Origin of the sequence: Nocardia otitidiscaviarum, from assembly GCF_007362295.1 — a bacterium.
GTDB lineage: Bacteria > Actinomycetota > Actinomycetes > Mycobacteriales > Mycobacteriaceae > Nocardia > Nocardia otitidiscaviarum.
In genome coordinates, this window is sequence record NZ_CP041695.1 from 3,384,901 (window position 1) to 3,397,034 (window position 12,134).

The following is a 12,134-nucleotide window of genomic DNA, read 5'->3' on the forward strand; positions in this document are numbered from 1 at the left end:
CAGACGCTGAGACCATGGACCCGCAGACACCGCAACGACGCCCCGGCCCGCCCCACGGTGCCGACCGACAGCCACCCGTCGTCGTCGGAGTCGACGGCTCCGCCGCCGCGTTGCGCGCGGTCGAATGGGCGGCCGCGGCGGCGCTGTCCCGTTCCGCGCCGTTGCGCCTGGTCTACGTGCTCCCACCCCTGGACCGTCCGCAGTACCGGCCCGGGGGCAGCCGTCATCGGCAAGCGGTCGCCGCGCTCGACAGCGCCCGGCGCACCGCGCTCCGGTCCACGGCGGAGCTGGAGTCGACCGCTCCCCTCGACATAGTTGTCGACATCCGGCACGGCCACGCCGATCGGGAGCTGCTGGAACTGTCCCGGTCCGCCGACCTGATCGCGCTCGGCGCCGCCGATATCGGACTCTTCGCGCATATGGTGCTGGGTTCGACCGCGCTGGCGGTGAGTCGGGCGGCACGCTGCCCGGTAGCCCTGATCCGCCGCACCCCCGCCGGGTCCGGACCGGTGCTGGTGGTGGTCTCGGCATGGCATACGGCCCGGCCCGCCCTGCGGCACGCCTTCCGGGCCGCCGCGGCCCTGCGCACCGATGTCGTGGTCGCCCGACTCTGGCAGGGTCGTTCCTGGGCCGCCCCGGGCTACCCCGCCCCGGTCGGCGCGGTGGTGTCCGACGCCCGGATCCGGCACTGCCAGCGCGACTTCCCCACCGTCTCGGTGCGGCCGATCACCGTCGTCGGTGACGCGGTGAGCGCCGTCGAACGTTTCAGCACCGCGGCCCGCCTCGTCGTCATCGGCAACGACGGCACCGCCGACTACCCGTCCCGCCTCCGGCGCATCGCCCGCGACCTCGTCCACCATGCGCCCTGCCCGGTACTGCTCATTCCCGACGCGCCCGCCGCACTGCCCGACACGTCGGCTGCGGCACAGCCCCGCACGCCGTGACGGGCGCGGCAGCACCTGCTGCCGCGCCCTCCGAAGGTCAACTGCCCGAGAGTCATTCGGTGCGGGCGCGCAACGCGCGGACGATCAGCACCACGCCCACCGCACCGGACAACGCCGCAACGGCCGCGAGAGCCAGCCGGACGCCATCGTGCGCGGCGGGTCCCGGAGCGGGGCGCGTCCGAGTCAGCGAACGGGGCACCGCCGCGGTGCCGACGGTGAGAGCGAGCGGGGCCGCGCCCGCCATCGGGCTCGAACCCGAGCTCCCGACCCCCAGATGCCACAACCGGTAGTCGTCGGGAGCCGAGACAGACTGTCCAGGAGCGAGGTTCGCCCACGGTCGGCGTGGCTCGACGCGCACCACATGCGTCATGCCGTCGGGTACCGGGGGATCGTCGGGCACGGTGGGAATGACCACCTCGCCCGTCCTCGTCAGCAGGCACAGCATGGGGGTGGCCGGACCGTCGTCGACCGAGACGTCCGCGACATAGGCCCTCATCGGCCGCTCCTCCCCCGCGGGCGCGTACTGTTCCTCCGTAGCGGCGCTGTTCATGGCACACCCCTGATATCGAAAAACACTCCTGTAAACGAGGATTCGGCAGATAGAGCGAATCCGACAGAGTAGTTCGGCACTCGATTCCGGCGCACCAACGCCGCGCAGGGCCGAAAGTCCCGCCCGCACCCCCGTTTCGGCCCTGTCCCACCGCCGATGCGGCGGCGGACACTCACGCTATGAGGCATAAACGAGTCGCGGACGTCATGACCCAGGACGTGATCACGGTGCCGGTGGACATGCCCTTCCACGGCATCGTTCGCACCATGGCCGAACACGCGGTCAGCGGCGTCCCGGTCATCGACGCACACCGCCGGGTGGTCGGCATCGTCACCGAGGCCGACCTGATCGGCCGCCAAGCAGGCGTGGCACCCGTATCCGCCTGGCAGGCCCTGCGCCGCAGACTGTTCAGCCAGCGCGGCACCGGCCGCACGGCCGCGGATCTGATGAGCGCACCCGTGGTGACGGTGGACGCCGGGGCCCGGCTCACCACAGCCGCCGCCCTCATGGCCCGCCAGCACGTGAAGCGCCTACCCGTACTCGGCCCCGACCGGGTGCTGCGCGGCATCGTCAGCCGCAAGGACCTGCTCAGCGTGTACCGCCGCCCCGACCCGGAGCTCGCCGCGGAAGTCCGTGACGAGGTGCTGCGCCGCGCCATGTCCGTACCCCACTCAGCGGTTTCCGTCGCAGTCGACCAGGGTGTGGTCACCCTGAGCGGAACGGTGGAGCGCGGCAGCATGATCGAGATCATCAGGGTGCTCACCGCCGCCGTCGACGGCGTGGTGGACGTCGTCACCGACCTCACCGCGGAGGTCGACGAAACCCGACCGGAAACCACGATGGAGAACACCGGCCCCGACGGCACCCTCACCCGTAACCCCTGACCACCGCGGTGACGGGCATCGGCACGGCCCCGCCCGCCACCGGGTGCCGTCAGCGCGCCGGCACGATCACGCCGTAGTGGCCGTCGTAGCGGTGGTAGACGACGCAGCCGCGGCCGAGGTCGGGGTCGCGGTAGAAGACGAACGGCCAGCCGGTGACCTCCAGGCGGTCGATGGCGCCGGGGAGGTCGGTGACGATCGCGGGGGCCAGGCTGATCATGACCGGGGTGCTGCCGCGGGCGACGTCGTCGGGGCGGGGATCCAGCTGGGCCAGGCGGAAACCGGCGTCGTCGGCGTGGTAGAGCACACTGTCCTGGCCGGTTCCGGATTCGACGAAAAGGTGGAAATCGTAGTCCAGCAGGTCCATCTCGGCGGCGGCCCCGTCGCAGGTCTCGGTACCGAGAGCATAGGACTTACGGCGCAGCACCTCTCGCTCCTCCACGGGACGCGGGAAATAGGGCAGCGAGGTCCGAGCGGACGCGCCGTGTCGCCACTCGTGCGGGCGGGCGGGCGTCCGACGGTGGCGCACCGCCTCCCAGTTCCGGGTCAGGCGCAGCAGCCGGGCGCGCAGCCGATCCGCCAGCAGATCGACCGCCTCCCGGGTCGACGCCGCCCGCACCTGGACCCGGACCGGGCGGCCCTGCATATTCACATTCGCCTGTGCCACCACCGATTCCGACACCGCCGGATCCCGGTGACCGGTGAGCCGCACCCGCGCGGCGAGTACCGGTTCGGGCGCGAACGTCAGGGCGTGCCCGACCTTCTCCCGGGCATAGGCCGCACCCGCGGCCGAGACGTGGTGACCGACCGACACCGTCAGCATCGACTCCGGCTCCGTTGAACGCTGCAGCAACATCGCAGAACCTCCTTGTCAGGCACTGTGCCATCGCGATCGGCGCGTGCGGAGGGCCTTTGGTCACCAGGCGACGACCCGTTCGACCATCCCCGCCATACGGCGCGCACCCCGGCGCGACTGCTGACCGAGGACCTGCCGGGCGATTCCGATATCCCCTATCGCGATGACGTGGCGGCGGGCGAGCGTGGAGGTGCCGACGACGGAAGGCGGAGTCATGGCGCGATCGTCACATGTGGGCATCCGGGCGCGGGTCGCCCGCGCGTCGCAGATCGGCCGGGTGCTGTGGAGCAGCGAAACCAGCTGGCTCGGAGACGCTTTGACGGTCCGCGAATGCGGATCGCTGCGCTGCCGACTGCACTGCGCGGCCGGACTCGACCAGTGCCCACATCATCTGGCCCTGGAACACCCGCTGCCGGACCGCATTCGCGAAGTGCTCGAACAACTCGGCCCCACCTTCGTCAAGCTCGGGCAGATGCTGGCGCTGCGCCCCGACTACCTCCCGCTCCCCTACGCCCAGGCCCTGCAACGCCTGCACACGCACGCGGTGCCCTTCGACGCCGCTGCGGCCCGCCAGACGGTCGAACTCGAACTGCGCGCCCCGCTGCGTCGGCTCTTCCGCGACTTCGAACCCGAACCGTTCGCCGCGGCCTCCCTCTCCCAGGTCCACCGCGCCATGCTGCCCGACGGCAGGCGGGTGGCGGTGAAGGTGCAGCGGCCCGGGGTGAGCGAACTGGTCGCCCGCGACCTGGCCCTGCTGCGGTGGATGGCCGGATCCATCGAACGCCATCGCCCCGGCGCACTGGCTTTCCGCCCCACCGACGCGGTCGACGAGCTGGCCGCCTACACTACCCGGGAGCTCGACTTCCGCCGTGAGGCAATGGTTTCCGAGCAGATCCGCCGCAACAGCGCCGCCGACCACCGGTTCGTGGTGCCCGCGGTGCACCGGCAGCTCAGTACCTCGCGGGTGCTGACCACCGACCTCATCGACGGTCTGGAACCCGCACCCGCCGCGGAACTGACGGTGGCGGGCATCGATCCGGAGAAGGTGTTGGCCGCCGGTGCCAGCTGGATGGTGCGGCAGCTGTTCACCGACGGGCTGTTCCACGCCGATCCGCACCCCGGCAATATCCTGCTGCTGCCCGACAACCGCGTGTGCCTGCTCGATTTCGGCATGTTCGGCCGCCTCGACCGTGTTCAGCGCCGCCGCATGGGACTCATGCTGCTGGCCCTCATCGGTGGCGACTACGCCTCGGTCGGCACCCAACTACTGCGCATGTCCACCCTGCGCCCCGGCGCGGATCCGCGTGGCTTCCGCGATGCCGTGGCCGATCTGGTGGAGGACTGGTACGAGGCGGAGACCGGCATGACCGCGGCCCAACTGCTGCTGCGAGATCTGGGACTCGGCAGCAGTTTCGGCATCGTCTTCCCACGCGAACTCATGCTGCTGTGCCGATCACTGGTCACCCTGGAGTCGACGGCGCGGGTGATCCGCCCCGATCTCGACCTGTCGACGCTGCTGCGGCCCCTGCTGCCGCAACTGCTGCTGGCGCTGCTGCCCACCCCGGCCAATCTCTGGGCCACGCTGCGCGAACAGCGCATCGACTATCTCGCCCTCGCCCTCGATATGCCCGATCTGCTCGTCGATCTCGCCGATACGCTGCGGCACCGGGGAGTGCTGGATCAGCTCACCGCCGCGGTCGCACCTCCACCACCACGTAGCTGGCTGCCCGCGGTAGCGACCGTGGCGGGCGGCGGGTGGCTGCTACGAGGGCTGCGGCCGCGATGAGCGCAGCCGCACCGAGAACGCCCGTACGCGAACGGGATCCGCGCGTTCGGGGACGCCGTTCGGGGACATTGGTCCCGGTCGGCGCGGGCAGGACGCCTCTCCCGAGTGCGCCGCCCACACGCGACGCTGTTCCCATGGCAAGTCGAACACCGCGTATCGCGATTCTGTACGCAACCGCAGCGGGTTCCACCCGTGGGGTCGCCGAATTCCTCGGCGCGCACCTGTCCGCGCGCGGAGCCGCGGTCGAAGTCACCTCCGTGACGCAGGCGCCCGAGCTGGCGCATTTCGACGCCGTCGTGCTGGGCAGCGCCGTGCACAATACGGATCTGCTGCCGACGATGCACGAGTACGCGCGCACCCATCGGGACGCACTGGACAGCCGCCCGACGTGGCTGTTCGCCGTGGGTCTCGCCCCGGCGCTGCGCGGTCCCGTCGGACGCTGGTTCGCCGGACAGTGGGCGGGCAAACTGGCCTCGATCGGCACCTCGATGGGTGTCGAGGGCAGCCGCACCTTCGCCGGGCGGATGGACCGCGACGGCGTGCCGCTGTGGGTCCACCTCATCTATCTGGCGATGGGCGGCGGCCGCTACGGCGATCTGCGCGACTGGGACGATATCCGCCGCTGGGCCGACACCATCGCCGATTCCCTTCGGCTGCCGTCGATTTCCGTCAACCCGACACACCAGTGAGATGATCACCATGTACGCACGCGATATCCTCACCCGCCCGGTCGTCACCGTCGGACCGCAGGTCACCGTCCGCGCGGCGGTCGCCCTGCTCACCGGCCACGGCTTCGCCGCACTTCCCGTCGTCGACGACGAGGGCCGAGTGGTGGGCATGTTCTCCGAATCCGACGCACTGGGCGTCACCTCGCATCTGGACACCGCCGTCGTCGAGGCCGTCATGGCGGTACCCGCCGAGGTCGTCACGCCCGGCACCGATATCTCCGCCATCGCGTCGCGCATGCTCAGCGGACAGTTGCGGTCCATGCCGGTGGTCGAGCACGGCCTGCTGGTGGGCATCGTCGCCCGCAGCGATCTGCTGCGCGCGCTCATTCGTGACGAGACCACCGTCGAGGCGCGCGTGCGCGCCCTGCTCGACGACTACGCGGGCAGCCGCCGCGCCTGGTCCATCGAGGTCACCGACGGTCAGGTGGTCATCCGCGGACTGTTCGCCGACGCCAGCGAGCAGAGTGTGGTGGCGGCCCTGGCGCGCACCGTCGCAGGGGTGGACCGGGTGGAGTTGATCGACGACGCGGCCGTGGTCACCGACCGCTGAACCGGACGCCGCCGACCGCACCGACCGTTCGAGTCGCCGCCGCGGCCCACCGACCGTTCGACGCCGTCCGAGTCGCCGCCGCAGCCCGCGGTACACACCCGCCGATCGGTGCCGGTCGTCGGCACCAATAGTCGTCGGCCCAATAGTCCCAGAAAAGTCGTCGGCACCACTCGGTACCGAAGGACCAGGCAGCGAAAGACTGTTCGGCCGACGAACCTCGATCCGGACGGTCCCCCGAGCCATCGTGAAGTCCGGGGAGCCTCCGAGCCATCGTGAGGTGCCATCATGAGGTCCGGGCAACTCCCAAGCCCTCGTGAGGTCTGTGTGTGAGGTCCGTCAGCCAGCGTGAGCCCGTCAGCGTGCGGTCTGTCAGCGTGCGGACTGTCAGTGGAAAGTCAGGGTTTCGGTCAGCGGGCGCCGCGCGGTCAGCGGCGGGCGCTCCCCTTCGGCGACGCTGCCCACCCGAATCACCACCTGCGGCAGGGCCGAATGCGGCAGCAGGTCGGCGATGGCCCGGCGCGCGGCGGGCAGTTCGGTCACATGTGTGAGGGCACAGGTCGCCAGGTCGTGCGCGGTGCACTCCAGCAGCACGGCCGAGAGCGCCTCCCCGGTGTGCAGCCAGCGCAGCAGGGTGTCGTCGTGGGAGCTCAGCACCACCAGTCGCGCGTGGTCGGTGGCGGTGCGGCGCGGCGCGTGCTCGGGATGCCGGAACGACCGCGCGACGCCGACGCGGGCCTCTTCACCCACGGAGGGCAACGCCTCCGGCGGAACGCCCGACGACATGCCGGAATGCCCGGCCCACCAATCCAGTTCCGACCGGTACTGCATGTCGTAGCGGCGGGCGGCGGTGGCGTGCCGGGACAGTTCGATCAGCTGGGAGCGGGCGTTCTCGTCCAGCACGTCCAGCGCGAGATCGTGCGGGGAGGCCAGGCCGCGCAGGGTCGGCGACAAGGCGACCCACCCCTGCGGCTCGGCCAGCGGTAGCCGATCGGTGTAGCGGCGGGCCATGGCCTCCGCCCGCGCCGTCACCGCCGCGGGCGGATCCGGCCAGGCGTGGAAGCGCAGCGTGGCCAGCCGCTCCGGACGTTCGGTCTCCGGGAGCCGGACCACATCGGTATGCCAGCCGCGGGCGGCGAAGGCGAGCCGGGCGTGATGCAACTCGGCGCCGCAGCTCATCGCCCACTGGCGATGGTGCGGATCGGTGGCGGGCAGTCGGCGGTCGACATCGCCGTACAGGTGCAGATTGTGCCCGTCGAAGATCCAGCGCCAGGGCTGGGTGTTGTGGACGGACGGAGCGCGAGCGGCGAGCTCCAGCGCCGCTGTCACCGTCGACCGATCGGGAACGGTTGCCGTCGTGGGGAAATCGCTGCTGCTCATAGTGGTGAGTCTGGTCGCCTCCGGGAGCGGTCGGTACCGCCCTTCCGCCCCCAGCGGTGGGTCCATGGTCACTTCCCGAGATCACGACTTGCCATTGCGCGCCGCGATCATGGTGGTCACGATCGCGGTGATGGCGATGAGCAGTGCGATGAGCACCGCCGCGGTGGGCCAGTCCATTGTCTCACTCCTTTCGAGGGCGGTAGTCGGATCCGGCGAAACCCGTTGGCCGCCTACCGTTCACCATGCGCCACCGCCCCCGGTCGACAGCAGGGCCGAACGGCACCGCCGCGAGTGACTTCAGCGGGCTGTGGGCATCTCCTCCGATCGGATGGGCACCTCGCCGTCGGCCCCGAAGGTGCGGCCGTGCTTGTGGGCGTTGCGTTCGAAGAGCCGGAAGAGGGGGGTGGTGGCGAAGGTGGTGACGAGGGCCATGAGGGCGAGGATGGTGTAGAGGGCGGGGGTGATGAGGCCCGCGGTGAGGCCGATATTCAGCAGGATGAGTTCCATCAGGCCGCGGGCGTTGGCGAGCGCGCCCATCGAACCGGCTTCGCGCCAGCTCATGCCCTGGTAGCGGGCGGCCACGGTGACCGCGCCGAATTTCCCGCCGAACGAGACCACCAGCACGGCGACGGCCGTCAGCAGGACCGATGGCTCGAGAATCAGGCTCAGTTCGGTATTGAGACCGGAGAAGATGAAGAACGCGGGTAGCAGCAGATACGACACCAGCGGTTCGGTGCGGGCGCACACCTGGTCGAGCAGGCGGCCGCGCGGCATGGCGATACCGGCGACGAACGCCCCGAATACCGAGTACACGCCGACCAGGTCGGTGAACCAGGCGCACAGCAGCACCACCGTGAGCATGACGATCAGCGGTGCGGTCGCCACGGCGTCGCCGTGCGGGTCGCGGTCCGCCCAGCCGTTGAGCGGTGCCAGCGCACGCCTGCCGACGGTCAGCATGAACACCACGAACCCCACGCCACCACCCACCGCGATCAGCGCACCCGCCGCGTCGCCCCGGGTACTGGCCACGACCGCGGCCAGCAGCACCCACGCGCAGGCGTCGTCGGAGGCGGCGCAGGCCAGCGCCATGGTGCCGATGCGCGTGCGATGCAGCCCGGAATCGTGAATGATCCACGCCAGCATCGGAAACGCGGTGATGGCGACCGCGGCGGCCAGGAACAGCGCCGCCTGCCAGGACGCGATCTCGTCGGTGAAGTAGCCGCCACGGGCGGCCAGCACGAGTCCCGTCGCCCCGCCCAGCAGCATCGGCACCGCCACCCCGGCGGTGGCGGTGGCTCCCGCCACCCGGACGTGCGCGCCGAGAATGTCGGTCTGGAAGGCCGAGCCGACCAGGAACATGTACAGCACCAGCCCGAGCTGCCCGACGACGTAGATGACGCCGAGCGACGGATGGGTCACGGTCTCGCCGCCGATCGCGATGGTGCTGGGGAACAGCCACCGCTGCGCGGCGGGCCACACCGCGCCGAGCACCGAGGGGCCGAGCAGAAATCCGGCGGCCATGATGGCGACCACCTGCACCTGCCCCAGCGGTCGGCACACCAGCCACACCAGCCGGTACGCCACCAGAATGACGGCCATCTGCACGAAGAAGTGCATGGACAGCTCCAGCAGGGAGGGCATGACCGGGCTGTCCTTCACTCGAATTCGGCGGCGTCGCCGTGGATGAGCAGCGCGGTATCGGGGGCGACGCGCGTACAGCGCAGTCCCGCCCGCCGGGCCTCGGCACGCAGGGCGGCCAGATCGTAGTCCGCCCACGGGATGGGGGTCTCCACCGTCCGCAGCACCGTGTTCCGGTGCAGCAGCCGGTAGGTCAGCGTCCACCGCACCGGACCGCCCGGCTGCCGCGCCGGTTCGTCCTCGCTACCGCGGCTCCAGACTTCGATGTGGTGCTCCCCCACCGGAACTCGCGCGATCCGCGTCGGGGCGGGCGTGGGCGGCGCGGTCTCGTCGAGCAGTTCGACGACGGCGGGAGCTCCGGGTGCCAGCCGCTCACCGAGCGTGGTCAGCAGCCGGGTCCGATCGGCGGCGGGCAGGTGGCCGAGTACGCCGTAGACGACGGCCCCGCCCAGCCGGTCCGGAAAGGCCAGCGCGCCCACCGGATCGGCCACGATGGTGACGCGATCGGTCAGTCCGCGCACCGCGATCCGGGTGGCCAGCGCGATCCGCATGGCCGCCGAGGGTTCCACCGCGATGACTTTCGCGTCCGGAACCGCGTCGGCGACCGCCGCGGTGGACAGCCCGGTGCCCGCGCCGATGTCCAGGATCGGGCCCAGGTCGGGTCGGGCCCGCCGCAGCGCGGCCGCCAGCACCGGCCCCTTGCGCGCCCACAGCGGCACCGCGACCAGGTCGTAGAACTCGGCGGTGGCGGCATAGGGGTCGATCACCGCGCGTACTCCATCAGCGAGACCGGGGTCGGTCCCGGCAGGGTGCGGGCGGACAGCCGCCGCAGCCCGGCCGCCGACGCCAGCTCGTCGAGCTGTTCGCTGGTGCGTTCGCGCCCGCCGAACAGGACCAGCAGGCGCAGATCCATGGCGGTGGTGATCTCCGGCCGCACACCGCTGTCCAGGTTCTCCACCACGAGGACGCGACCGTGCGGGCCCGCGGCCTCGGCGCACCGCCGCAGAATGCGTGCGGCGTCGGCGTCGGGCCAATCGTGCAGCACCCAGGTCAGCAGGTAGGCGTCCGCGTCCGCGGGCAGCGGTTCGAAGAAGTCGCCCGCCCGGGCGGTGCACCGCTCGCCCAGCCCGGCCCGCTCGAAGGCGCGGGCGGCAGCCTCGGCGGCATCGGGCAGATCCACCAGGGTGCCGGTCAACCGGGGATGCGCCGACGCGAGTGCGCTGAGCACCGCACCGGAGCCGCCGCCGACATCGACCACCGAGCGCACCCGGTCCCAGGCGTAGGCGTCGGTGAGGGTGGGGACGGTGAAGCGGGTGTGCTTGCTCATGAGTTCGTTGTAGGAGGCGTCGGTGTCGTCCCACAGCGATCGACCGTGCACCACCGGATAGCCGGGCTCCCCGGTGCGCACCACCTCGAGCAGTGCGCCGAACGCGCGGTCCATGCGACCGCCCGCCCCGTCCAGATCGAACCAATCCCGCATGGCGAGTGGGTGGTCCGAGCACAGCAGCCGCGCGGAGTCGGTGAGTCCGAAGCGGCCGGGCACGGTTTCGGTGAACACGCCACGGCAGGCGAGGTAGCGCAGCAGACGGTGCAGCGCATCGGCATTCGCCCCGGCCTTGCGGGCCAACTCGTGCGCGTCGTCGACACCGTCGGCGATCAGATCGGCGATGCGCAGGGTCGCCGCGACCCGAATCGCCCAGGGCGTCACCAGATCCGATTGATCCATCAGGGACACGGCAACCTCCGTACCGGTAGCGTGGCGGGACCGCGACTCATCAGGTCGCCGGTCGATCGATAGCTGAATCCGTCCGCCAGCCGCAGGCGCGGTGCGGTCTCGGCAAGCACGCGCAGATAGATCTGGGCTTGCAGGCGGGTGAATGTCGCGCCGAGGCAGGCGTGCGGCCCGGCGCCGAAGCTGAGGTGGCCCGCCGCGCCCGGTCGATGCAAGCGGAACTCGTCGGGGTCCGGCCAGCGTCGGGGATCGCGGTTGGCTCCGGCGGTGACGACGAAGATCCGCTCCCCCGCCGCGACCGGTGTATCGCCGACCGGGCAGGGGCGCGTCGCCGTGCGCATACTCCACAGCGCGGGCGGCTCGTGCCGCAGCGACTCCTCGACGGCCGCGCCGAGGTGCTCGGCGGGCAGCGGCCACATCCGCGAGATCAGCAGGCGGTGCAGCAGATTGCCGATCAGGTGGGTGACATTGCGGACACCGGCGACGACGAGGAAGTGCACGAGCATCCGCCGCTCCGGCGCGGTGAGGTCGGGGAAGCGCCGCAGCCGCAGGCCGCCGACGTGGTCGCGGAACTCGGACCAGCCGGGCGCGGTCTCGTAGCCGACCAGGGTGGTGAACTCCGACACCCACCGTCGCACCAGATCGCTTGGCAGTTCCAGGAATTCGGCGAGGGCGAGGGCGGGCAGCGGTTCGGCGAAGTCGGTCACCAGATCCTCGGCGGTCGCGGCGTGCGTGCGAGCGTGTGCCGCCAGGACGGGTTCCAGGTCGGCCAGTGCCTTGGCGGTGAACTGTCCGCGTATCAGCGCGCGCAGCCGGGTGTGCTCGGGTGCGTCGAGTTGGGACAGCGCCGGCACCTTCTCCGGCGCGGTCGCCTGTGCGGCGACGGTGTTGTTCGCCCGGCTCGAGAAGCTCGTCGCGTCCCGCAGCACGGTGCGCGACACCGCGTCGGACACCACGACCCGGAATCCGGAGAACGGGCAGGCCACCGGCGGGTGGTCGCGCAGCAGCGGATACGGATCGCGGATGTGCCGGGAGTCGAGCGGATTGAAGACGGTGTCGCCGGTGGACGTGTCGGTGATACCCGTGGACATC

Annotated in this window: 13 protein-coding genes; 5 read left to right on the forward strand and 8 right to left on the reverse strand. The window is 71.2% G+C overall.

Annotated elements, in window-relative coordinates:
* The first annotated feature begins 14 nt into the window (after positions 1-14).
* Positions 15-944 (forward strand): universal stress protein, encoded by a 930-nt coding sequence (locus FOH10_RS14955; protein ID WP_186000842.1) that lies wholly within the window; start codon positions 15-17, stop codon positions 942-944.
* 52 nt (positions 945-996) lie between these two features.
* On the opposite strand, the gene FOH10_RS14960 is transcribed toward FOH10_RS14955, so the two are convergent.
* A complete protein-coding gene (locus FOH10_RS14960) occupies positions 997-1,494 on the reverse strand; it encodes a hypothetical protein (RefSeq protein ID WP_143981171.1) in 498 nt (165 codons plus the stop codon).
* A 179-nt stretch (positions 1,495-1,673) separates the two neighbouring features.
* Here FOH10_RS14960 and FOH10_RS14965 point away from each other — a divergent pair, with 179 nt between their 5' ends.
* Entirely contained in the window at positions 1,674-2,378 is a 705-nt protein-coding gene (locus FOH10_RS14965; RefSeq protein WP_143981172.1) for a CBS domain-containing protein, read from the forward strand.
* Positions 2,379-2,427: 49 nt separating this feature from the next.
* Here the strand turns inward: FOH10_RS14965 and FOH10_RS14970 are convergent, their stop codons facing one another.
* Entirely contained in the window at positions 2,428-3,231 is an 804-nt protein-coding gene (locus FOH10_RS14970) for a sigma 54 modulation/S30EA ribosomal C-terminal domain-containing protein (protein WP_143981173.1), read from the reverse strand.
* A 60-nt stretch (positions 3,232-3,291) separates the two neighbouring features.
* A complete protein-coding gene (locus tag FOH10_RS34820) occupies positions 3,292-3,447 on the reverse strand; it encodes a hypothetical protein (RefSeq protein WP_186000843.1) in 156 nt (51 codons plus the stop codon).
* Here FOH10_RS34820 and FOH10_RS14975 point away from each other — a divergent pair.
* The 3 genes from FOH10_RS14975 (at position 3,446) to FOH10_RS14985 (ending at position 6,295) form a co-directional block, all read left to right on the forward strand.
* Entirely contained in the window at positions 3,446-5,017 is a 1,572-nt protein-coding gene (locus tag FOH10_RS14975) for an ABC1 kinase family protein (RefSeq protein WP_186000844.1), read from the forward strand. The two genes, FOH10_RS34820 and FOH10_RS14975, sit on opposite strands and share 2 nt — an antisense overlap.
* Before the next feature lie 134 nt (positions 5,018-5,151).
* Positions 5,152-5,706 carry a flavodoxin domain-containing protein gene (locus tag FOH10_RS14980; RefSeq protein ID WP_029928764.1) on the forward strand — a complete coding sequence of 185 codons (555 nt, stop codon included), beginning with the start codon at positions 5,152-5,154 and terminating at the stop codon, positions 5,704-5,706.
* 1 nt (position 5,707) lies between these two features.
* Positions 5,708-6,295 (forward strand): CBS domain-containing protein, encoded by a 588-nt coding sequence (locus tag FOH10_RS14985; RefSeq protein WP_221937974.1) that lies wholly within the window; start codon positions 5,708-5,710, stop codon positions 6,293-6,295.
* A 384-nt stretch (positions 6,296-6,679) separates the two neighbouring features.
* On the opposite strand, the gene FOH10_RS14990 is transcribed toward FOH10_RS14985, so the two are convergent.
* From FOH10_RS14990 to FOH10_RS15010, 5 genes are all read right to left on the reverse strand, one after another.
* On the reverse strand, positions 6,680-7,672 hold the full coding sequence (locus FOH10_RS14990; RefSeq protein WP_143981175.1) for an Acg family FMN-binding oxidoreductase: 993 nt from the start codon (positions 7,670-7,672) through the stop codon (positions 6,680-6,682).
* A gap of 297 nt (positions 7,673-7,969) precedes the next feature.
* Positions 7,970-9,313: a cation:proton antiporter gene (locus FOH10_RS14995; protein WP_143981176.1), complete on the reverse strand. Its 1,344-nt coding sequence runs from the start codon at positions 9,311-9,313 to the stop codon at positions 7,970-7,972.
* Between the two features lie 14 nt (positions 9,314-9,327).
* Positions 9,328-10,077 carry a class I SAM-dependent methyltransferase gene (locus tag FOH10_RS15000; RefSeq protein ID WP_143981177.1) on the reverse strand — a complete coding sequence of 250 codons (750 nt, stop codon included), beginning with the start codon at positions 10,075-10,077 and terminating at the stop codon, positions 9,328-9,330.
* Positions 10,074-11,036: a methyltransferase gene (locus tag FOH10_RS15005; protein ID WP_143984105.1), complete on the reverse strand. Its 963-nt coding sequence runs from the start codon at positions 11,034-11,036 to the stop codon at positions 10,074-10,076. The genes FOH10_RS15000 and FOH10_RS15005 overlap by 4 nt, the downstream gene beginning before the upstream one ends.
* Positions 11,036-12,133, reverse strand: coding sequence for a cytochrome P450 (locus FOH10_RS15010; protein WP_143981178.1), 1,098 nt, complete (start codon positions 12,131-12,133; stop codon positions 11,036-11,038). The genes FOH10_RS15005 and FOH10_RS15010 overlap by 1 nt, the downstream gene beginning before the upstream one ends.
* Position 12,134: the final 1 nt, after the last annotated feature.